The following is a 19,641-nucleotide window of genomic DNA, read 5'->3' as shown; positions in this document are numbered from 1 at the left end:
TTTTCAGCCCTGCAGCTTTTCGACCGCGGCGACGAGCTCGCCGACGGTTTCGATCTCGGCCTGCATGTTCATGCTGATGATGATGTCGAACGTATCCTCGACCTCGGCGACGAAATCCATCACCGTCAGGCTGTCCCATTCAAGGTCGCCGGCAAAGGTCGTCGCGTCGGTCAGGGCGACGCCCTTCTTGTTGAAAGGTTCGATCAGGCCGTGGATCTGGTCGGCGAGGGGGGTGCTCATGCGGGTGCGTCCCATAATGAAAAAACTGCGGGCGGGCATGCCGCGCCCCGTCCCGCTTGGCAAGCGATTGCGGCGGCAATCGGGCAGCATCTTGCCGTTCGCGGTCCTTCGTGCCATCCGGGCGAAGGTCGCCGCAAGCTGAAGGGGCAGGGAGGGGGCTGGATGGACAGCGCAAAATCGGACGCGGCGCCGGAGCGGCCCGCCATATCCTTTCCGCCCAACGCGGTGCATCTCGTGCGCACCAATCAGCAGATCACGATGCAATTGTCGCAGATGGCCGATCAAAAGGCGTCGATCCTGATGGGCGCGACCTTCGTGGTCTTCACCCTCGCGGTCGGACAGGCGCGCGCCGGGGCGGGGGCCTTCGCGCTGCCGCTCGCGCTGCTGGCGACCTTCTCCTTCCTCTCGGCGCTGCTCGCCATATCGGCGGTACTCCCGCGCGTCGGCAAGGCGCCGCCCGCAGTCTTTCGCGATGGTAAGGATCATAGCAATATCCTCTTTTTCGGCCGGTTCGAGCAGATGGAGGAGGATGAGTTCATCGACGCGGTCAAGGCACGGATGCGGACCGAGGAGGATCTTTATGAAACGATCCTGCGCGACACCTATCAGAACGGCCTCGTCCTCGCGCGGCGCAAATATCGCTACCTCGCCTATGCCTATCGCCTGTTCGTCGTCGGCCTGACGCTGACCTTCCTCGCCTTCGCCTATGAGATGGCGGTAATGTGGGCGGGGTAAAGGCCGAAATGAGAGAGCGGCTGTTGCCTTTTTATCACCCCCCGCATCCGAAACCGCGCGCGGCGCTCGCGCGCTATTGAGCGGCCGCAAAAGCGCGCCTATCCGGGCCGGCTATGCTCGAGCAGGCCCACCCCCTGACGGCGGATCAACCGCAGACTTTCCGCGCCGAATTTCGCGCGACGCTGGCGCTCGCCCTGCCGCTGGCGGCGGCGAACCTGCTGCAGATGATGGTCCATGCGATCGACGTGATCTTCGTGGCGCGACTCGGCGATGCGCCGCTTGCCGCCTCGTCGCTTGGCGTCTCGATCTTCGGCCTGTTGCTATGGACAGGGACCGGGCTCGTCGGCGCCGCAGCGCCGCTCGTCGCTGCCGAACTCGGGCGGCGCAAACATGCCGTGCGCGAAGTACGGCGCACCGTCCGCATGGCGCTGTGGCTCAGTGCGATCGTGTCCGTGCTGTTCATGGGCGTCTGCGCCGCGGGCGGCCCGATCATGCGCGCAACCGGGCAAGACCCCGAAATCACGGCACATGCCGCCAGTTTCCTGTTGATCCTGATGTGGGGTATGGTGCCGATGATCGCAGCGAGCGTGTTGCGCATCTTTGTTTCGGCGCTCGGACGTCCGACGATTGCCACCGCGATCACCTTCCTCGCGCTGTTCGTCAACGCCCTCGGCAACTGGAGCCTCGTCTTCGGCCATCTCGGTATGCCGGCCCTCGGACTGCAGGGCTCGGCGCTGTCGAGCGTCATCACGAGCACGGTGATGCTGATCGCCTATATCATCGTGATCCAGACCGACCGGCGGCTGCGCCGCTATCATCTGTTCGGCAACTGGTGGCGCTCCGAATGGCCCCGCTTCTGGGAAATGCTCCGGATCGGCACCCCGATCGGCCTCATCATTCTGGCCGAGGCCGGGCTGTTTACCGGCGCCGCTTTCCTGATGGGCCGGATCGGTGAGGCGCAGCTTGCCGGGCACACCCTCGCGCTCCAGATCGCGGCGCTCGCCTTCCAGATCCCGTTCGGCGTGGCGCAGGCGGCGACGATCCGGGTCGGCCTTTCCTATGGCGCGCGCGACCATCGCGGCATTACGCTCGCGGGGCAGGCGTCGCTGATCCTCGGTATCGGGTTCATGGTCGTGACCGCGGCGGTGATCTGGCTCGCGCCGCGGCTCGTGCTGTCGATCTACGTCGACGTCGATGCGGCGCGTAACGCCGCGCTCGTCCATTTTGCGCTGCAGTTCCTGCTCGTGGCCGCCGCGTTCCAGCTGTTCGATGGCGCCCAGACGGTCGCGGCGGGCGTATTGCGCGGGCTTCAGGATACGCGCGTGCCGATGATCATCGCGGTCTGCGGCTACTGGATCGCGGGCTATGGCACCGCCGTCTACCTCGGCTTCTGGACGCCGCTTGCGGGCGTTGGCGTGTGGATCGGTCTGGCGGTCGGGCTCATCGTGGTGTCGGCGGTACTGCTGATGCGCTGGCGGATGCGGGCGCGGTTGGGGTTGTTGCCTTCATTGGTTGATCGTTGAGATGCTTGGTGGCCGTCTTCACTCGGCCGACGAGCATTTTGAACTCTTCTGGCGTTAGCGCGCGAAATTGTCGGCCGGTGGAGTCCTGAATTGCGGAAACGTTCCGGAAAACAAAATAGCTGCCAGTCTCACCGCCAGACATCTCCGCGAGATTGAGGGTGGAATGAACGATGTCGTTTCGGCAATCCACCAACGGTCGAATTTCGGCGATCCGCTGGTGGGCTTTAGCGGGATATCGGAACGCGGCCTTTTCGAGAGTGTCGAGCTTATGAGTCAGCGACGCGCTGGGTGAGAATTTCCCTTGCTGCGCTAGTTTCCGGACAATCGTTTCCTCAAGCCGCGCGAATGCATCGAGAAGTTCGCTGCGCAGTCGCGCGCCGCGCTCCAGCAAGTCCCGCTGGACGGGTGAATCTGCACCCTTGATGATCGGAATCTCGCACCCCATCTGACCGCCGTACCGCGCCGCCGAAAATTTTCCCTTAATCGCCTTGACGCTGTCACACCCTCCACCCATATGCCCGGTTGTTAGCACTCGCACCCCGTGAGTGCTAAGTCTGACATCCATTGCATTACTGGAGGGACATCCATGCAATTTCGTCCGCTGCACGACCGCGTGCTCGTCCGCCGTATCGAAGCCGAAGAAAAGACGGCTGGCGGCATCATCATTCCCGACACCGCCAAGGAAAAGCCGCAGGAAGGCGAAGTCGTCGCCGTCGGCACCGGCAGCAAGGCCGAAGATGGCAAGGTGACGCCGCTCGACGTCAAGTCGGGCGACCGCATCCTGTTCGGCAAATGGTCGGGCACCGAAGTCAAGGTCGATGGCGAAGAGCTGTTGATCATGAAGGAATCGGACATCCTCGGCGTTCTCGCCTGAGCCTGTTTGCCGATTTCAGTGTGAAGTTACGCAGTTTTCTGCGCTTTTATTAAAGGAGCATCCTCATGGCTGCCAAGGACGTTAAATTTTCGCGCGACGCACGCGAACGCATCCTGAAGGGCGTCGACATCCTCGCCGACGCCGTCAAGGTCACGCTGGGCCCCAAGGGCCGCAATGTCGTGATCGACAAGAGCTTCGGCGCCCCCCGCATCACCAAGGACGGTGTCTCGGTCGCCAAGGAAATCGAACTCAAGGACAAGTTCGAAAACATGGGCGCGCAGATGCTGCGCGAAGTCGCCTCGAAGGCGAACGACAAGGCCGGTGACGGCACCACCACCGCGACGGTCCTCGCCCAGGCGATCGTCCGCGAAGGCATGAAGTCGGTTGCTGCCGGCATGAACCCGATGGACCTGAAGCGCGGCATCGACCTCGCGGTCACCAAGGTCGTCGAAGACCTCAAGGGCCGTTCGACCGCCGTGTCGGGCTCGTCGGAAATCGCGCAGGTCGGCATCATCTCGGCCAATGGCGACGTCGAAGTCGGCGAAAAGATCGCCGAAGCGATGGAAAAGGTCGGCAAGGAAGGCGTGATCACCGTCGAGGAAGCCAAGGGCCTCGAGTTTGAACTCGATGTCGTCGAAGGCATGCAGTTCGACCGCGGCTATCTGTCGCCCTACTTCATCACCAACCCCGAAAAGATGACGGTCGAACTGGCTGATCCGTACATCCTGATCTTCGAAAAGAAGCTGTCGAACCTTCAGTCGATGCTTCCGATCCTCGAAGCGGTTGTGCAGTCGGGCCGTCCGCTGCTCATCATCGCCGAAGACATCGAAGGCGAAGCGCTCGCGACGCTGGTCGTCAACCGTCTGCGCGGCGGCCTCAAGGTCGCGGCCGTCAAGGCGCCGGGCTTCGGCGATCGCCGCAAGGCGATGCTGCAGGACATCGCAATCCTGACCGCCGGCGAAATGATCAGCGAAGACCTGGGCATCAAGCTCGAGTCGGTCACGCTGAACATGCTCGGCCAGGCGAAGCGCGTCACGATCGACAAGGACAACACCACCATCGTCGACGGTGCGGGTGAAGGCGACGCGATCAAGGCCCGCGTCGAACAGATCCGCGCGCAGATCGAAACCACCACGTCGGATTACGATCGCGAAAAGCTGCAGGAACGTCTGGCGAAGCTCGCCGGCGGCGTTGCGGTGATCAAGGTCGGCGGTGCGACCGAAGTCGAGGTGAAGGAACGCAAGGATCGCGTCGACGACGCGCTGCACGCGACCCGCGCCGCGGTCGAGGAAGGCATCGTCCCCGGCGGCGGTACGGCTCTGCTGTATGCCACCAAGGCTCTCGATGGGCTGAAGGGCGCCAACGACGACCAGACCCGCGGTATCGACATCGTCCGCAAGGCGATCGAAGCGCCGCTGCGTCAGATCGCGGCCAACGCCGGCCATGACGGTGCGGTTGTCGCCGGCAACCTGCTGCGCGAAAACAACCAGGATCAGGGCTTCAACGCCGCGACCGACGTCTATGAAAATCTGAAGGCCGCCGGCGTCATCGACCCGACCAAGGTCGTGCGCACCGCGCTTCAGGACGCTGCCTCGGTTTCGGGCCTGCTCATCACCACCGAAGCGGCGGTGAGCGAGCTTCCCGAAGACAAGCCGGCGATGCCGATGGGCGGCGGCGGCATGGGCGGCATGGGCGGCATGGACTTCTAAGTCCTTACCGTTCGGCGCTCAGCCAACAAGAAACGGGGCCGGAGGAGCAATCCTCCGGCCCTTTTCTGTCCACCCACCTTTTTCCGGGCCATTGCCAGTTCATGCGCCGCAGCATAGCTAGGCGGTCATGAGCCTGCTTCTCGTCCTTGCCGCGCTGCTCGCCGATCCCGCGGCCGCCGTCGCTCCGCCTGCGCCGCCGCCGCGCGCCACGATCGAACGCTGCGGCTACCGGGTGGTCCAGACCTATCCGCACGATCCGTCCTCCTTCACCCAGGGCCTGTTCTGGGACGACGGCCATCTTTACGAAGGGACGGGGCAATACGGCCATTCGCGCATCGCGCGGCTCGACCTGGCGACCGGCAAGGCGCTCGCCGAAACGCCCCTCCCCGCCGACCAGTTCGGTGAAGGGATCACGCGCTGGCGCGACCAGATTATCGGCGTCACCTGGCAGAACGGCATCGGCCATCGCTGGCGCCTCAAGGATCTGAAGCCGGTCGGCGACTTCACCTATTCGGGCGAAGGCTGGGGAGTGACGACGCTCGGCGATACGATCGTGCTCAGCGACGGGACACCGACGCTGCGCTTCTTCGATCCCGCCACGATGGCGGAAAAGCGCCGCGTCACCGTTCGCTTCGGCGGCCGTCCGCTTGCCATGCTCAACGAACTCGAGGCGATCGACGGGCAGGTCTGGGCGAATGTGTGGATGAGCGACGTCATCGTGCGGATCGACCCCGACAGGGCCGCCATCGTCTCCTACATCGACCTGACCGGGCTGCGCAAAGACGCCGGGGTCAGCGACAGCGACAGCGTGCTCAACGGCATCGCGTGGGACGCGAAGGGCAAGCGGCTGTTCGTCACCGGCAAATATTGGCCCAAACTCTACGAGATCGCCCTCGCAAACTGCGCATAGGGGCCGGTTCTAGCTCTTGAGCGCCGCTGCCATCCGCGCCGCCGCTGCGTCATAGACGCGCGCTTTCAACCCCTCGGTCACCGCGGCGGGCGCCCGGTCGGGGTGGCCGCCGGCGAAGGGCGGGGCTGGATCATATTCGATTGCGAGCTGGATCGCCTGCGCGGCCGCGTCGCCCCGCATCCGCGCGACCAGCGTCAGCGCGAAATCGAGGCCCGACGTCACCCCGCCGCTCGTCACGACGGGGCCGTCCTCGACCACGCGCGCCGCTTCGTGGCGCGCACCGACCATCGGCAAGAGATGCGTATAGGCCCAGTGCGTGGTCGCGCGCCGCCCTTCGAGCAGCCCCGCGCGGCCGAGCAGGAAGGCGCCGGTGCACACGCTCGTCACCCAGGTGGCGCCCGCCGCCTGCCGCGCGATGAAATCGATCGTTGCCGGGTCGCCCAACGCTTCGGCGACACCATGTCCGCCGGGAACGCACAGTATATCGGCCTGCGGCGCCGCAGCGAAATCATGCGTCGGCAGGATTGCAAAGCCGCAGTCGGTCGATATCGGATCGAGGCTGGCCGCGGCGCCGATCAACCGCGCGCCGGGCAGGCGGCACAGCGCCTGCGCGGGGGCGGTGAAATCGAGCTGGGTGATGCCGGGAAACAGCAGAAAGACGATGGTGGTTTGCGGTGCTTCGGGCATCGGGATGGTCCTTTTCTGACGGATCACCCAGGCGCGCGGCTCGCATCGGTCCCGCTCCCCGATGGAACTCCATCTTCAGCGCCAGTTGCGGGACGCCTGGCTTCTATCGCGGCAATCGCCTCGGCGAAAGCCTATTTGCCGCCGTCTTCGCCGCTCGCGGCGCTGTCGGCTTTCGTATCGGTGCCGTCGCGGCTTTCGAGCATTTCGGCCGCATCGTCGAGCGCCTTGGCTTCGCTGACCGTGACGCCGCCGGGGCCGGGCTCATTGTCGGTGCGGCTGCAGCCGGCAACGAGGCACAGGGCCGCGGCCAAGGCCGCGCAGGTTGGAAATTTCGTCATGTCGGCTCCTGCGAAAAGGGGCTCCGCCATTCCGGCGAAGCCCCTCTTTCCCTATCAGGCCAAGGGCCTGCCGACGACTTACTTGTCGTTGGCTTCGGCCTTCTTGGTTTCTTCCTGAATCTTGTCACCCGCGGCAGCAGCGGCGTCGCCAGCGGCATTCACGGTGCCTTCGACGGCGTTGCCGGCGTCCTTCGCGGCATCGGCGGTCGCGTCAGCGGCGTCGGCCGCCCCATCGGCGACGGCATCGCCCGCGCTGGCGGCATCGGCGGCGATCGCATCGCCGGCTTCAGACGTTTCCTGCTGCGCCTTTTCCGAGCAAGCGGCGAGGCTGAAGGCCGCTGCGGCCATCGAGGCGAGGATGATCTTGCGCATATATGTTCCTTTCGATGTGCAAGCGGCCGGATAACCGGCCACTGGGCGCGGAGACTAACTGCGCCTGCCCGGCTTGGCAACCGTGCGGCGGGACGCGGTGGCCGCGGGGTATTGATCGCAAAAGGAAAAGGGGCCGCCGACGCATGTCGACGACCCCCGATTTCCTTGCCTGTGCAGGCGAAAGTGGAAGCTTACTTCTTCGCTTCTTCCATCTTCGCGGCAGCGGCATCGGTCGCTTCCTTGGCGGCCGCAGCGGCTTCGCTGGCCTTGTCGGCAGCTTCGCCAGCCTTGTCGGCAGCGTCGCCGGCGGCAGCGGCTGCGTCGGTCGCGGCCGAAGCGGTCGCGTCGGCGGCGCTCGAAGCGGCTTCCATCGCGCCGTCGGCGGCGCCTTCGACGGTTTCGGTGGCCGCGGTGTCGGCCGGAGCGGCTTCGTCAGCAGCCTTCTGCGAGCAAGCGGCAACGCTCAGCGACGCAGCGAGGACGAGCGACAGAGTGATCGACTTCTTCATTTGGGATACCCCTCTTGATTGAACTTCTCGACCGGCGGGCGGACCGGACCAATGCGATCCTGCTCCCGTTGATCGGGCGCCGGAATTACAAGGTTGTAAGTGGGGGCGCAACGGACTTTTTGTCCCAGGGGTGGCGTTCGTCGCAATCGCGCGCGCCGTCGTTGCTCGACAATTCGTTGACCACATATAAAGAAGTCTTTATATGATACTGCTATGAGCGAGCTGATCGACATTTTCCGGGCCCTGGCCGACCCGACGCGGTTGCGCGTCGTTGCCTTGCTGCGCGAGATGGAGCTGGCGATCGGCGAACTGGCGGCGGTGCTCGAACAGAGCCAGCCGCGCGTTTCGCGCCACGTCCGCATCCTGGCCGAAGCCGGGATCGTCGAGCGCCGCCGCGAGGGGAGCTGGGTCTTCCTGCGCATCGCCGAACAGGGGCCGGGCGCCGACATGGCTGCTGCTGCGGGGTCTTGGCCCTTCTCGGCGCGCGAGGCGCTGGTGATCGCACAGGATGCGCGCCGACTTGCCGCGGTTCGCGCCGAGCGCGCAGCGGTGGCCGAACGCTATTTCGCCGACCATGCGGCCGAATGGGATGCGATCCGGTCGCGCCACGTCGCCGAAAGCGAGGTCGAGGACGCGATGGTCGCGATGATGCACGGGCGCGCGCTGGGCCATCTGCTCGACGTCGGCACCGGCACCGGGCGCATGGCCGAAATCTTCGCGCCAACGGCGCAGCGGATCACCGCCCTCGACCGCAGCCCCGAAATGCTGCGCATCGCGCGCGCCAAACTGTCGGATCAGGCAGTGCCGGTCGATCTGGTGCAGGGTGATTTCCTCGCGCTGCCCATCGCCGACGCCAGCGTCGATTCGGTGGTTATCCACCAGGCGCTGCACTTTGCGCACGAACCCGAGCGGGTCATCGCCGAAGCCGCCCGCGTGCTGCGTGATGGCGGGCATTTGCTCGTCGCCGATTTTGCGCCGCACGAGGATGAGGAGCTGCGCGCTCTGGCGGCGCACGCGCGCCTCGGCTTTTCGGATACGCAGATCGGCGGCTGGTTCGCCGCGTCGGGGCTGACGCTCGAACGGACGCAAACACTCGAAGGCGGTGCGCTCGCGGTCAAGCTGTGGCTTGGCGCGCGCCGCCGTGACCAAGATCAACCCCCCGTCGCCGAGGGCGACGGCGAAGGCAAAAGGCTCGCCGCATGACCACTTCCCTCGACGCGCTGGCCGAAGCGCGCCGCGCTGCGGCGTCGCCGCTGTTCGCCAATCTGGAAGGCGACATCGGGGTCAGTTTCGAATTCTTTCCGCCCAAGACCGAGAAGATGGAGGCGCAGCTGTGGGACACGTTCCGCACGCTCGAGCCGCTGGCGCCGCGCTTCGTATCGGTAACTTATGGTGCGGGCGGATCGACGCGCGAGCGCACCCATGCGACGGTGGCGCGGATCGCGTCCGAAAGCGCGGTGCCGCCCGCCGCGCACCTGACCTGCGTCGAGGCGTCGCGCGGTGAAATCGAAGAGGTTGCGCGCGCCTATTGGGACGCGGGCGTGCGGCATATCGTCGCGCTGCGCGGCGATGTCCCCGGCGGCGGTGCGTATCGGGCGCATCCCGATGGTTTTGCCAATGCGGTCGAGCTCGTCGCCGGGTTGAAGCGGATCGCGCCGTTCGACATTTCCGTCGCCGCTTATCCCGAGGTGCATCCCGACGCCGATTGCCCGCAGGCCGATCTCGACAATCTGAAGCGTAAGCTCGATGCCGGGGCGACGCGCGCGATCACGCAATTCTTCTTCTCGCCCGAAGCCTTCCTGCGCTTCCGCGACGCCGCGGATGCGGCGGGCATCGACGCGCCGATCGTGCCGGGCATCCTGCCGGTGTCGAACGTCTCGCAGACGCGGCGCATGGCCGATATGTGCGGCACCGCAATCCCCGCATGGATGATCGCGCTGTTCGAGGGGCTCGACGACCTGCCCGCCGCGCGTCAGCTCGTTGCCGCGACGGTCGCGGCCGAAATGTGCCGCCGCCTCTACGCGGGCGGGGTACGCGATTTTCACTTCTACACGCTCAACCGCGCCGAACTCAGCTATGCGATCTGTCATATGCTGGGGTTGCGGCCGGTGGCGCCGGCAAAGGATAAGGCGGCATGATCTCAGCGCGCGAGGCCCTGATCGCGGCGGCGAAGGATCGCATCCTGCTCACCGATGGTGGCTGGGGCACCCAGATCCAGCTCCGCAAGCTCGGCGAAGCCGATTATGCGGGATCGCTCCGCCTCGGTCACGACCAGAAGGGTAATAACGACATCCTTGCGCTGACGCGGCAGGATGTCGTGACCGCGATCGGCGAGGCCTATCTCGCCGCCGGATCGGACATCGTCTCGACCAACACGTTCAGCGCGAACCGGATCAGCCAGGCCGATTATGGCGCCGAAGCGCTGGTTGCTGACATCAACCACGAAAGCGCGCGCCTGGGGCGCGAAGCGGCCGACAAGTTCGCGGCTGAGGACGGCCGGCGCCGCTTCGTCGCGGGCGCGGTCGGGCCGACGAACAAGACGCTGTCGCTGTCGCCCGACGTCAACAATCCCGGCTATCGCGAGATCGATTTCGACGAATTGAAGGACGTCTATCGCGAACAGGTAATCGCGCTGGCTGAAGGCGGAGCCGATTTCATCCTGATCGAGACGATCTTCGACACGCTGAATGCCAAGGCCGGCATCGCCGCGACGATCGAGGCGGAGGCGAAGGTCGGGCGCGAGCTGCCGCTGATGATCTCGATGACGCTCACCGACCTGTCGGGCCGCAACCTGTCGGGCCACACGGTCGAGGCTTTCTGGTATGCGGTGCGTCATGCGAAGCCGCTGACAGTAGGGCTCAACTGCTCGTTCGGCGCGGCGCAGCTTCGCCCGCATGTCCGCGTGCTCTCCGACCTCGCCGACACGCTGGTGATGGTCTATCCGAACGCCGGCCTGCCCAACGAGCTTGGCGAATATGACGAACTGCCCGACACGACCGCGGCGCTGGTCCGCGAATGGGCCGACCATGGTCAGGTCAACATCCTCGGCGGCTGCTGCGGATCGACCCCGGCGCATATCGCGGCGATGGCAAAGGCCGTACAGGGCCTCCCCGCGCGCCGGATTCCCGAGGTGCCGGTGCGCACGCGCCTTGCCGGGCTGGAACCCTTCACGATGGCGGCGGCATCCTGATGGAGGACGGACCGACATGGGCGATCCGCGAGGCCGGAGAGGCTGATGCCGCCGCGTTGGCATTGATCGGCGCCGCGACCTTCCTCGAAACCTTCGCGGGCATTCTCGACGGCCAGGCGATCGTCGGGCATTGCGCGGCGCAGCATCAGGAGGCCGCCTATCGCGCCTATCTGGCGTCGGGCGCGCGCGCCTGGCTTGCCGAGGCGCAGCCGGGCGGCGCGCCGATCGGCTTCGCGCTGATCGGCCGGCCCGACCTCGCCGCTGCCGAGGCGGGCGACATCGAACTCAAGCGCATTTATTCGCTGTCTCGTTTTCATGGCAGCGGACTTGGCGCCGCCCTGATGCGCTGCGCTCTTGACGCTGCGGCAGGGCATCGCCGCCTGTTGCTCGGCGTTTACGCCCGCAACGAACGGGCGCTCGCTTTCTATCGCAAGCAGGGCTTCGTCGACGTCGGGACACGCCAGTTCAACGTCGGGGGAAAGCTCTACGACGACCGCGTTCTCGCCCGCCCGCTTGCTGCCTGATTCTCTTTGGACCGTTCGATGACCGCAACTCTCTCCTCCTCCTCGTTCGTCAACATCGGCGAACGCACCAACGTCACCGGCTCCGCCGCCTTCAAGCGGCTGATCCTCGCCGACGATTTCACCGCGGCGGTCGAGGTCGCGCGCCAGCAGGTCGAAAATGGCGCGCAGGTCATCGACGTGAACATGGACGAAGGCCTGCTCGACGCCGTGCGCGCCATGACGACCTTCCTGAAGCTGATCGCCGCCGAACCCGACATCGCGCGCGTGCCGGTGATGATCGATTCGTCGAAGTGGGAGGTGATCGAAGCAGGGCTGAAATGCGTCCCCGGCAAGCCGATCGTCAATTCGATCAGCATGAAGGAGGGCGAGGAGGCTTTCCTGGACCATGCACGCAAATGCATGGCCTATGGCGCCGCGGTTGTCGTGATGGCGTTCGACGAGGTGGGACAGGCCGACACCAAAGAGCGCAAGATCGAGATTTGCGAGCGTGCCTACAAGCTGCTGATGACCATCGGTTTTCCGCCCGAGGACATCATCTTCGACCCCAATATCTTCGCGGTCGCGACGGGGCTCGAGGAGCATGACAATTATGCGGTCGATTTCATCGAGGCGGTGAAGGAAATCCGCGTCCGCTGTCCGCACGTCCATTTCTCGGGCGGGCTGTCCAACCTCTCGTTCGGCTTTCGCGGCAACGAGACGGTGCGCCGCGCGATGCACAGCGTCTTCCTCTATCACGCAATCCCCGCCGGGCTCGACATGGCGATCGTCAACGCGGGGCAGCTCGACGTCTATGACACGATCGACCCCGAACTGCGCACCGCGTGCGAGGATGTCATCCTCAACCGCAAGGTGGAGGGCGAGGAACTGAGCCCGACCGAGCGGCTGATCGCGCTCGCCGAACGCTACAAGGGCAGCAACGCGGCGCAGGAAAAGGCGGCCGAGGAATGGCGCGGCTGGCCGGTCGAAAAGCGGCTCGAACATGCCTTGGTCAAGGGCATCGACGCGCATGTCGTCGACGATACCGAAGAGATGCGGCTGCTGATGGACCGCCCGATCGAGGTGATCGAGGGGCCGTTGATGGACGGCATGAATGTCGTCGGCGACCTGTTCGGCTCGGGCAAGATGTTCCTGCCGCAGGTCGTCAAATCGGCGCGCGTCATGAAAAAGGCGGTCGCGCATCTGCTGCCCTTTATCGAAGCCGCCAAGGAACCCGGCGCGAAGGGCAAGGGCAAGGTCGTGATGGCGACCGTGAAGGGCGACGTCCATGATATCGGCAAGAACATCGTCGGCGTCGTGCTGCAATGTAACGGGTTCGAGATCGTCGATCTGGGCGTCATGGTGCCCTGGCCGAAAATCCTCGAGGCGGCGAACGAGAATGACGCCGACATGATCGGCCTGTCGGGCCTAATCACCCCCTCGCTCGACGAGATGGTGACGGTGGCCGAGGAAATGCAGCGCGCCGGCATGACGATGCCGCTGCTGATCGGCGGCGCGACGACGTCGAAGGTCCATACCGCGCTGCGCATCGACCCCGCCTATCAGGGGCCGGTCCTGCACGTGCTCGATGCGAGCCGCGCGGTCGGTGTCGCGACCTCGCTCGTCAGCGACACCGGGCGCGATGCGTTCGTTCGCGGTTACAAGTCGGATTACGAACATATCCGCGACGTGCGCGCCAACAAGGGGCAGAGCGCGCTGGTGCCGATCGACGATGCGCGCGCTAACGGCTTCGTCGTCGACGAGCATATCCGGCCGTTCCCGCCCGAAAGGCCCGGCGTCCATGTGTTCGACAATTGGGATCTGGCTGAACTCGTCGAATGGTTCGACTGGACGCCCTTTTTCCGCGCATGGGAGCTGGCGGGCAATTACCCGGCGATCCTCGACGACGAAATCGTCGGCGAAAGCGCGACGAACCTCTATGCCGACGCGCGCGCGATGCTCGAAAAGATCATTGGCGAGGGCTGGCTTCACGCGCGGGGCGTCGCGGCGCTATGGCCTTGCCGACGCGAAGGCGACGATGTCATCATTCACCTTGCCGAGGAAGAACGGCATGTCCGTATCCCCTTCCTGCGCCAGCAGATCGCGAAGCGCGAAGGGCGCCCGAATATGTGCCTCGCCGATTTCGTCAGCCACGACGGCGACTGGATCGGCGGCTTTTCGGTCGCTATCCACGGCATCGAGCCGCACCTTGCGCGCTTCAAGGCGGCGCACGACGACTATAGCGACATATTGCTGAAGGCGCTCGCCGACCGCTTCGCCGAAGCCTTTGCCGAACGGCTCCACGCGTATGTCCGCACCGATCTGTGGGGCTATGCGCCCGCCGAACAATTGACGCCAGAGGCGATCATCAAGGAAGAATATCGCGGCATCCGTCCCGCGCCCGGTTATCCCGCGTGCCCGGATCACAGTCTGAAGCCGATCCTCTTCGACCTGCTCGATGCCGGGGCCAATTCGGGGGCAACGCTGACCGAGAGCTTTGCCATGCTGCCGACCGCAGCGGTTTCGGGCTTCTATTTCGGCCATCCCGACGCAAGCTATTTCGGGGTCGCGCGCGTGGGGGAAGATCAGCTTGCCGACTATGCCGTGCGGCGCGGCGTCGATATCGAAACCGCCCGCCGCTGGCTGCGTCCGAACCTCGACTGACATCGGTAAAGGGGGCGGGTTAACCCGGCGGGGGAGGGCTGTCCGACAAAGGGACAGCGCCTTCGTTAACCAGCTTCGCGAAGGACGTGGGGCCGCAGAAGGGGTATGGCGCGGCGATGATCCAGATGCTCCTTCGTCGGCCCATGCTGCCGCTCCTCGCCCTGCCGATGCTGTTCGCGCCCGCGCCGCTGCCCGCGCAGGCGGGGGCAGCGCCCTATGTCGTCGCCGAAAGCGGCCGCGCCTTCGGGCGGCTTCAAGAGGCGGTCGACGCGATCGGCGATGGCGACGGCACGATCCGCATCGCGACGGGCTATCATCGCGATTGTGCGGTCCAGACCGCCGGCCGCGTTGCCTTCGTCGCGGCCGAGGCAGGGCGCGCGATCTTCGACGGCGTGAGCTGCGAGGGCAAGGCGGCGCTGGTGCTGCGCGGCCGCGCCGCGCGCGTCGACGGTCTGGTGTTCCAGAATATGCGCGTTCCCGACGGCAATGGCGCAGGCATCCGGCTCGAACAGGGCAATCTCGACGTGGCGAACAGCCTGTTCCGCAACAGCGAGGAAGGGATTTTGACCGCCAATGATCCGGCGGCGACGCTGACGATCGACCGCTCGACCTTTTCGCGCCTTGGCCGCTGCGACCGCGGGCTGAGCTGCGCGCACAGCGTCTATACCGGCGAATATGGACGCGTCGTCGTGACGCACACGCGCTTCGAAAAGGGCAGCGGCGGCCACTATCTGAAGGCCCGCGCGCGCGAGGTCGAAATCAGCGACAATAGTTTCGACGATACGCAGGGGACCGCGACCAATTATCTCATCGATCTGCCCTCTGGTTCGACCGGACGGATCACGGGCAATCTGCTCGTCCAGGGGCGCGACAAGGAAAATTACTCGGCGCTGATCGCGGTCGCAGCCGAGAGCCGCGACAATCCGTCGCGCGGGCTGGTGATCGAGGGCAATCGCGCGAGCATCCCGCAGGGCATCGGCCGATCCTCGGTGTTCGTCGCCGACTGGAGCGGCGAGCCGCTGGCGATCGGGGCCAATCAGATCGGCCCCGGCCTCAAGCCCTTCGAAAAGCGGTAAGCAAGCGCGCCCGGCGCGGCGGGTCAGGCCTCGCCGCGCGTCTCGATCAGCGACGCGGCCAGTGCCTCGGCGGGCGTCTTGCCGCCCCACAGCACGAACTGGAACACCGGGTAAAAGCGCTCGCATTCGTCGATAGCGCTTTCGACCAGCGTTTCGGTGATGTCGAGCGGCATCGCCGCATCGCTGCCGATCAGCATCGCGTGACGATAGAGTATGGTGCCGCTGTTTGACCATAGCTCGAAATGGCCGAGCCAGAGTTGTTCGTTGATCATCGCGAGCGCTTCATGCGCGACGCTGCGCTTGTCCTCGACGACGCGGATGTCGGGGAAGGCGAGCAGTTGCAGCACCCCGTCCTCGGGCCGCCACACCGCGCGCAACTCATAGGTCGTCCAGCTGCCCTGTGCGGTCGCGACGATCTCGTCCTCGCCGATCATTTCGTGCGGCCAGTCGTGCGCCGCAAAATAGGACGCCAGCATATCCATCGGCGCGGCTTCCTGGCCGTCCTCGTCGTCGTAAATATCGTCGGTCATGGCTGCGCCCTTAGCGCGACTTTGGCCGGGTGGCGAGTCGCGCGGGGGAAAGCCCGCTCCGTTACTTCTTGAGTGCGGCGCGGGGCTTGGCCGGCGCCTTCGCGGCGGCGGCCGGCTTTGCCGCGGCTTCGAGCTTGTCGAGCCGCGCCTTCAGCGCGTCGGCTTCGGCGCGTGCCTTGGCCGCCATTTCTTTCACCGCCTCGAATTCCTCGCGGCTCACAAAGTCCATGCGGCCGACGAATTCCTTCGCGCGTTCGCGCATCGCGGTTTCGGCTTCGCGTCCGGCACCGGCGACGGTGCCTGCGATACCGTTGACCATCTTGGCCAGATCGTCGAAAAACCGGTTTTCGCTTTGCATTATCCTGTCCTTTGTCGGGGTCGTCCCCTGTACTCACCCAAATCGGGTCGTCATCCTATCTGGGAGGTCGCGGCGGCCGGCACAAGGGTTTCGGCGTCGGGGTTGCGCTGATCGATCTGGAAATTCAGGATCGTCGCGAAGCTGAGCCATATCATATAGGGGACGAGCAGCCACGCCGCCGCCTTGCGGATCCGCGCAAAGGCAAAGGTCGTCGCGATCGTCACCATCAGGATGAAAATGACGAGATAGAGCGCGGCGGTCACCTGATGCATGCCGAAAAAGAGCGGCGACCAGGCGAAATTGGCGATCAGCTGCACGAAGAACAGCGCCAGCGCAAAGCCGCGCCCGCGCGCGCCGCGCGCGTGGAGGATCATCGCCAGCGCCAGGCCGAGCAGGACATAGAGCGTCGTCCACACGACCCCGAAGACCCAGCCGGGCGGAACGATCGCGGGCCGGTCGAGCGCCATGAACCAGCGATTGTCATAGCCGCTGTTCGAGAGCAGACCCATCAGGCTGCCGATCAGGACGAGCGCCGGGACGGTGAACATCGCCCAGCGCCAATAGGACATGCGTAGCTGACCGGGGGTGGCAATCTCGCTCATGCATCTGGTCCTTCGCGCGCGAATCTGTGTCGGTCATGCTGTCGCGGCGCGCACCGCCCGCGTCAAGCTGCGGATTTCGTAGCCGCAATCAGAAATTCGACATTTCCTTCGGGTCCGGTGATCGGACTTTCGACCGTCTCAACGACGCGCCAGCCCGAACGTTCCAGCCAGTCGCGCACCTCGGAGCAGACGCGGGCGTGCACCGCGGCGTCGCGTACCACGCCCTTTTTGCCGACCTCGTGCCGTTCGGCTTCGAACTGCGGCTTGATCAGAGCGACGAGGCGCGCGCCCGCTTTGGCAAAGGCCATCGGCACCGGCAGCACCTTCGACAGCGCGATGAAGCTCGCGTCGCAGACGATGAGATCGACCGGCTCGGGAATATGATCGGCGGTCAGGATGCGCGCGCTCGTCTGCTCGTGGACGATGACGCGGTCGTCCTGCCGCAACTTCCAGGCGAGCTGGTTGGTCCCCGAATCGACCGCATAGACGCGTGCCGCGCCGCGGTTCAGCATCACGTCGGTAAAACCCCCGGTCGACGATCCCACGTCGATCGCCACCGCGCCCGCAATATCCCAGCCCAGATGCGTCAGCGCATGGTCGAGTTTGATCCCGCCGCGCGACACCCATGGATGGTCGCGGCCCTTGACGCTGATCGCGGCATCCTCGGCGATCTGCTGCCCCGCCTTGTCGATCTTGCGGTCGCCGACGAAGGCGAGGCCGGCGAGGATCAGCGCCTGCGCGCGCGTCCGGCTTTCGGCGAGTCCGCGATCGACAAGCAGCTGGTCGGCACGCTGCTTCGCCATCAGTCGCCTGTCCGGTCGGTGAGAAGTCCCGGCGTCAGGATCTGCGGCAGGATTTCGGGTTCGGACTTTCCCGGCGCGTACCAGAGGTAAAGCGGCACGCTGTTGCGGCCATGCTCGGCCAAGGCACGCGTGATGGCGGGGTCGCCGTTGGTCCAGTTGCCGACGAGCGTGACGACGCCCGCCTTGTCGAACGCATCCTGCACCGCCTCGCGGTTGATCGCGCCTGCCTCGTTAGCCTTGCACGACAGGCACCAGTCGGCGGTGAAATAGACGAACACGGGCTTTCCCGTCGCACGCGCCTTGGCAAGCGCCGCCGCCGAATAGCGATCGGCCGAGACTTCGATTCCCGCGCCATGCCCCGCCTCGCGCCCGTCAACCTGTCGCCACAGGAGGACGGCGAGGGCGAGCGCGGTCAGGGCCATCGGTAGCGCCATCCATTTGCGGAAGGTCGCCATCCACGGTCCCGGCTTGGGCATGCGATTGCGGAGCGCAGGCACGAAGCCGACGGCCAGAAAGGGGAGGGCGATACCAAGACCCAGCCCGCCGAAAATCGGCAGGGCAGCCCAGGCCGGAAGGACCAGCGTGGCGCCGAGCGCGGCGCCGAGCAAGGGGCCGCTACACGGCGTGGCGACAAAGGCCGCGAGCGCGCCGGTCCAGAAACCGCCCGCCGCGCCGCTCTGGTTTGCGAGCCGTTGGCCGCCGCCGAACGACGGCAGTTCGAAGACGCCCAGCAGATTGAGCGTGATGGCGAGCGCGAGCAGCAGCAGCACGAACACGCTCGCCGGATGCTGCAGTTGAAAGGCCCAGCCGACCTGCTCGCCCGCCGCGCGCAGGCCGAGCAGCAGCGCGCCGAGCAGTAGCGCGGTGAGCGCCGCACCCGCCGTATAGGCCACAGCCTCGACCTTCGCGGCGCGTGCATCGTCGCCCGACCGCGCAAGGCTGAGTGCTTTCAGGCTCAGGATCGGAAAGACGCAGGGCATCAAATTGAGGATCAATCCGCCGACGATCGCGCCGCCGAGCGCGGTCCAGAACAGCGCCAAGTCGATACCGGCCCCGCCGCCGGAGCCGCCCCCGGCGATCGCCTTGCCGGCCGCCGGAACCGCGCCGGGGACGAAGCGTACGGAAAGGCCACGGTCCTGGTCGAGCTTGAGCAGCGCGTCGATTTCCCCTTGCGCGTTGCCCTTGCCCGCCGTTTCGATCACGATCCAGTCCCCGTTGCGGCTGAAGCGCTGCACTGCCGGATAATCGACGACGCCTTGGGTCGCTGCGAACAGATGCGGTACCGTCAACGATGTTCCCTCGGGCAGCGGTACGGCGAAGCGCACCATCGCGCCGCGGCGTTCCCACCGGCCCGCGCGGTCGAGCGGCTGCGGCAGCTTGGCGCGCCATGCGTCGAATTGCTGCTGCGCGCCCGCTGCGATGGCTCCGTCGCCAGCCTTCATCGCGACCGAGATCACCGCTTTTTCGGGAACGCAGATCTTGTCGGTGCAGGCGAGCCAGTTGGCGATGCCGGTCAGCGTCAGGTCGGTCCCCGGCGCGACGCTCTTGTCGACGCGGACATCGGCGAGCAGCGCATAGGGATGTTCATAGACATGGTTCATCAGCCCAAAGAGCGTCAGCGCCTCGGGAACCGGATAGCGAAAGGCGCCTACGGTGACGCCTGGCGGCGCGTTCCATTCGACTTGCATGCCGAAACCGGCGTCGCCGCCGTTCGACCAATAGCCGTGCCAACCCTTATCGGGGGTCATCGCGAGGGCAATCGTCGTCGCTCCGCCGGGCGACGGTACCACCGATTCGGCGACCAGCAGCGGCGCGATATGCGTGGTCTGCGCCTGCGAAGGAGCGAAGGCGAGCAGAACCAGGGCGAGCAGCGCCAGCAGCGCGCGCGCCGTCGCTGATGCACATCGGTCTGTCACAAAGCCGTCTTTCGCGCGATCCATGCCTGTCCTGTGTCTGCCTGTCGTTCGAGGCTTGCCATATAGGCGGCTTTCGTCGAGAGGACAGCCCGCGCTGACGACCCC

General features: G+C 65.7%; 22 protein-coding genes and 1 riboswitch. Of the genes, 11 read left to right on the top strand and 11 right to left on the bottom strand.

The genetic code is table 11. The features are described 5' to 3' along the window. Positions 1-3: 3 nt before the first annotated feature. A complete protein-coding gene (locus tag P1IM2_RS00700; protein ID WP_186401122.1) occupies positions 4-240 on the bottom strand; it encodes an acyl carrier protein in 237 nt (78 codons plus the stop codon). Positions 241-402: 162 nt separating this feature from the next. On the opposite strand from P1IM2_RS00700, the gene P1IM2_RS00695 reads away from it, so the two are divergent. Continuing rightward, on the top strand, positions 403-975 hold the full coding sequence (locus P1IM2_RS00695; RefSeq protein ID WP_186401121.1) for a Pycsar system effector family protein: 573 nt from the start codon (positions 403-405) through the stop codon (positions 973-975). 113 nt (positions 976-1,088) lie between these two features. After that, on the top strand, positions 1,089-2,498 hold the full coding sequence (locus P1IM2_RS00690) for an MATE family efflux transporter (protein WP_186401120.1): 1,410 nt from the start codon (positions 1,089-1,091) through the stop codon (positions 2,496-2,498). On the opposite strand, the gene P1IM2_RS00685 is transcribed toward P1IM2_RS00690, so the two are convergent. After that, the gene (locus tag P1IM2_RS00685; RefSeq protein ID WP_186401119.1) at positions 2,416-3,030 is read right to left on the bottom strand and encodes a hypothetical protein; all 615 of its coding nucleotides are present in this window, start codon (positions 3,028-3,030) and stop codon (positions 2,416-2,418) included. The genes P1IM2_RS00690 and P1IM2_RS00685 overlap by 83 nt on opposite strands. Positions 3,031-3,084: 54 nt before the next feature. Here P1IM2_RS00685 and groES point away from each other — a divergent pair, with 54 nt between their 5' ends. From groES to P1IM2_RS00670, 3 genes are all read left to right on the top strand, one after another. Continuing rightward, on the top strand, positions 3,085-3,372 hold the full coding sequence (groES, locus tag P1IM2_RS00680) for a co-chaperone GroES (RefSeq protein WP_003042663.1): 288 nt from the start codon (positions 3,085-3,087) through the stop codon (positions 3,370-3,372). A gap of 65 nt (positions 3,373-3,437) precedes the next feature. Then, positions 3,438-5,081 (top strand): chaperonin GroEL, encoded by a 1,644-nt coding sequence (gene groL, locus P1IM2_RS00675; protein ID WP_062900975.1) that lies wholly within the window; start codon positions 3,438-3,440, stop codon positions 5,079-5,081. Between the two features lie 127 nt (positions 5,082-5,208). Next, positions 5,209-5,991: a glutaminyl-peptide cyclotransferase gene (locus P1IM2_RS00670; protein WP_186401118.1), complete on the top strand. Its 783-nt coding sequence runs from the start codon at positions 5,209-5,211 to the stop codon at positions 5,989-5,991. A gap of 9 nt (positions 5,992-6,000) precedes the next feature. Here P1IM2_RS00670 and P1IM2_RS00665 read toward each other — a convergent pair whose 3' ends face one another. The 4 genes from P1IM2_RS00665 to P1IM2_RS00650 form a co-directional block, all read right to left on the bottom strand. Further along, complete coding sequence (locus tag P1IM2_RS00665) at positions 6,001-6,678, bottom strand: DJ-1/PfpI family protein (protein WP_186401117.1); 678 nt, start codon at positions 6,676-6,678, stop codon at positions 6,001-6,003. Between the two features lie 18 nt (positions 6,679-6,696). Next, positions 6,697-6,777, bottom strand: a riboswitch (ZMP/ZTP riboswitch). Positions 6,778-6,809: 32 nt separating this feature from the next. Further along, positions 6,810-7,016 carry a hypothetical protein gene (locus tag P1IM2_RS00660; RefSeq protein ID WP_186401116.1) on the bottom strand — a complete coding sequence of 69 codons (207 nt, stop codon included), beginning with the start codon at positions 7,014-7,016 and terminating at the stop codon, positions 6,810-6,812. Positions 7,017-7,094: 78 nt separating this feature from the next. Beyond that, positions 7,095-7,388, bottom strand: coding sequence for a hypothetical protein (locus tag P1IM2_RS00655; protein WP_003042652.1), 294 nt, complete (start codon positions 7,386-7,388; stop codon positions 7,095-7,097). Between the two features lie 191 nt (positions 7,389-7,579). Further along, the gene (locus P1IM2_RS00650; protein ID WP_003042650.1) at positions 7,580-7,897 is read right to left on the bottom strand and encodes a hypothetical protein; all 318 of its coding nucleotides are present in this window, start codon (positions 7,895-7,897) and stop codon (positions 7,580-7,582) included. Positions 7,898-8,110: 213 nt separating this feature from the next. Between P1IM2_RS00650 and P1IM2_RS00645 the strand changes: the two genes are divergently transcribed. The 6 genes from P1IM2_RS00645 (at position 8,111) to P1IM2_RS00620 (ending at position 15,327) form a co-directional block, all read left to right on the top strand. Beyond that, positions 8,111-9,100 (top strand): ArsR/SmtB family transcription factor, encoded by a 990-nt coding sequence (locus tag P1IM2_RS00645; protein ID WP_186401115.1) that lies wholly within the window; start codon positions 8,111-8,113, stop codon positions 9,098-9,100. Next, positions 9,097-10,035, top strand: coding sequence for a methylenetetrahydrofolate reductase (gene metF, locus P1IM2_RS00640; protein WP_186401114.1), 939 nt, complete (start codon positions 9,097-9,099; stop codon positions 10,033-10,035). Before P1IM2_RS00645 ends, metF begins: the two co-directional genes overlap by 4 nt. Then, positions 10,032-11,087 (top strand): homocysteine S-methyltransferase family protein, encoded by a 1,056-nt coding sequence (locus P1IM2_RS00635; RefSeq protein WP_186401113.1) that lies wholly within the window; start codon positions 10,032-10,034, stop codon positions 11,085-11,087. Before metF ends, P1IM2_RS00635 begins: the two co-directional genes overlap by 4 nt. Beyond that, entirely contained in the window at positions 11,087-11,611 is a 525-nt protein-coding gene (locus tag P1IM2_RS00630; protein WP_186401112.1) for a GNAT family N-acetyltransferase, read from the top strand. The genes P1IM2_RS00635 and P1IM2_RS00630 overlap by 1 nt, the downstream gene beginning before the upstream one ends. Positions 11,612-11,629: 18 nt before the next feature. After that, on the top strand, positions 11,630-14,251 hold the full coding sequence (metH, locus tag P1IM2_RS00625; RefSeq protein ID WP_186401111.1) for a methionine synthase: 2,622 nt from the start codon (positions 11,630-11,632) through the stop codon (positions 14,249-14,251). A 116-nt stretch (positions 14,252-14,367) separates the two neighbouring features. Continuing rightward, the gene (locus P1IM2_RS00620; protein ID WP_186401110.1) at positions 14,368-15,327 is read left to right on the top strand and encodes a right-handed parallel beta-helix repeat-containing protein; all 960 of its coding nucleotides are present in this window, start codon (positions 14,368-14,370) and stop codon (positions 15,325-15,327) included. A 23-nt stretch (positions 15,328-15,350) separates the two neighbouring features. Here the strand turns inward: P1IM2_RS00620 and P1IM2_RS00615 are convergent, their stop codons facing one another. From P1IM2_RS00615 to P1IM2_RS00595, 5 genes are all read right to left on the bottom strand, one after another. Continuing rightward, the gene (locus P1IM2_RS00615) at positions 15,351-15,857 is read right to left on the bottom strand and encodes a YbjN domain-containing protein (RefSeq protein WP_062764065.1); all 507 of its coding nucleotides are present in this window, start codon (positions 15,855-15,857) and stop codon (positions 15,351-15,353) included. A gap of 61 nt (positions 15,858-15,918) precedes the next feature. After that, on the bottom strand, positions 15,919-16,215 hold the full coding sequence (locus tag P1IM2_RS00610; RefSeq protein ID WP_186401109.1) for an accessory factor UbiK family protein: 297 nt from the start codon (positions 16,213-16,215) through the stop codon (positions 15,919-15,921). Positions 16,216-16,265: 50 nt separating this feature from the next. Next, a complete protein-coding gene (locus tag P1IM2_RS00605) occupies positions 16,266-16,817 on the bottom strand; it encodes a TspO/MBR family protein (protein WP_186401108.1) in 552 nt (183 codons plus the stop codon). A gap of 62 nt (positions 16,818-16,879) precedes the next feature. Continuing rightward, positions 16,880-17,620 carry a TlyA family RNA methyltransferase gene (locus P1IM2_RS00600; RefSeq protein WP_186401107.1) on the bottom strand — a complete coding sequence of 247 codons (741 nt, stop codon included), beginning with the start codon at positions 17,618-17,620 and terminating at the stop codon, positions 16,880-16,882. Further along, positions 17,620-19,560, bottom strand: a complete 1,941-nt coding sequence (locus tag P1IM2_RS00595; protein WP_186401106.1) for a thioredoxin family protein — start codon at positions 19,558-19,560, stop codon at positions 17,620-17,622. Before P1IM2_RS00595 ends, P1IM2_RS00600 begins: the two co-directional genes overlap by 1 nt. Between the last annotated feature and the right edge of the window lie 81 nt (positions 19,561-19,641).

Source organism: Sphingopyxis sp. P1IMeth2 (assembly GCF_900185685.1).
GTDB lineage: Bacteria > Pseudomonadota > Alphaproteobacteria > Sphingomonadales > Sphingomonadaceae > Sphingopyxis > Sphingopyxis terrae_A.
Note: the sequence above shows the minus strand (reverse complement) of the source record. Positions and strands in the feature narration are given on the sequence as shown.

Excerpts from the sequence above, each read along its gene's own strand:
- P1IM2_RS00700 (WP_186401122.1), bottom strand. The coding sequence starts at position 240 with ATGAGCACCCCCCTCGCCGACCAGATCCACGGCCTGATCGAACCTTTC.
- P1IM2_RS00695 (WP_186401121.1), top strand. The coding sequence starts at position 403 with ATGGACAGCGCAAAATCGGACGCGGCGCCGGAGCGGCCCGCCATATCC.
- P1IM2_RS00690 (WP_186401120.1), top strand. The coding sequence starts at position 1,089 with ATGCTCGAGCAGGCCCACCCCCTGACGGCGGATCAACCGCAGACTTTC.
- groES (WP_003042663.1), top strand. The coding sequence starts at position 3,085 with ATGCAATTTCGTCCGCTGCACGACCGCGTGCTCGTCCGCCGTATCGAA.
- groL (WP_062900975.1), top strand. The coding sequence starts at position 3,438 with ATGGCTGCCAAGGACGTTAAATTTTCGCGCGACGCACGCGAACGCATC.
- P1IM2_RS00670 (WP_186401118.1), top strand. The coding sequence starts at position 5,209 with ATGAGCCTGCTTCTCGTCCTTGCCGCGCTGCTCGCCGATCCCGCGGCC.
- P1IM2_RS00665 (WP_186401117.1), bottom strand. The coding sequence starts at position 6,678 with ATGCCCGAAGCACCGCAAACCACCATCGTCTTTCTGCTGTTTCCCGGC.
- P1IM2_RS00660 (WP_186401116.1), bottom strand. The coding sequence starts at position 7,016 with ATGACGAAATTTCCAACCTGCGCGGCCTTGGCCGCGGCCCTGTGCCTC.
- P1IM2_RS00655 (WP_003042652.1), bottom strand. The coding sequence starts at position 7,388 with ATGCGCAAGATCATCCTCGCCTCGATGGCCGCAGCGGCCTTCAGCCTC.
- P1IM2_RS00650 (WP_003042650.1), bottom strand. The coding sequence starts at position 7,897 with ATGAAGAAGTCGATCACTCTGTCGCTCGTCCTCGCTGCGTCGCTGAGC.
- P1IM2_RS00645 (WP_186401115.1), top strand. The coding sequence starts at position 8,111 with ATGAGCGAGCTGATCGACATTTTCCGGGCCCTGGCCGACCCGACGCGG.
- metF (WP_186401114.1), top strand. The coding sequence starts at position 9,097 with ATGACCACTTCCCTCGACGCGCTGGCCGAAGCGCGCCGCGCTGCGGCG.
- P1IM2_RS00635 (WP_186401113.1), top strand. The coding sequence starts at position 10,032 with ATGATCTCAGCGCGCGAGGCCCTGATCGCGGCGGCGAAGGATCGCATC.
- P1IM2_RS00630 (WP_186401112.1), top strand. The coding sequence starts at position 11,087 with ATGGAGGACGGACCGACATGGGCGATCCGCGAGGCCGGAGAGGCTGAT.
- metH (WP_186401111.1), top strand. The coding sequence starts at position 11,630 with ATGACCGCAACTCTCTCCTCCTCCTCGTTCGTCAACATCGGCGAACGC.
- P1IM2_RS00620 (WP_186401110.1), top strand. The coding sequence starts at position 14,368 with ATGATCCAGATGCTCCTTCGTCGGCCCATGCTGCCGCTCCTCGCCCTG.
- P1IM2_RS00615 (WP_062764065.1), bottom strand. The coding sequence starts at position 15,857 with ATGACCGACGATATTTACGACGACGAGGACGGCCAGGAAGCCGCGCCG.
- P1IM2_RS00610 (WP_186401109.1), bottom strand. The coding sequence starts at position 16,215 with ATGCAAAGCGAAAACCGGTTTTTCGACGATCTGGCCAAGATGGTCAAC.
- P1IM2_RS00605 (WP_186401108.1), bottom strand. The coding sequence starts at position 16,817 with ATGAGCGAGATTGCCACCCCCGGTCAGCTACGCATGTCCTATTGGCGC.
- P1IM2_RS00600 (WP_186401107.1), bottom strand. The coding sequence starts at position 17,620 with ATGGCGAAGCAGCGTGCCGACCAGCTGCTTGTCGATCGCGGACTCGCC.
- P1IM2_RS00595 (WP_186401106.1), bottom strand. The coding sequence starts at position 19,560 with ATGGATCGCGCGAAAGACGGCTTTGTGACAGACCGATGTGCATCAGCG.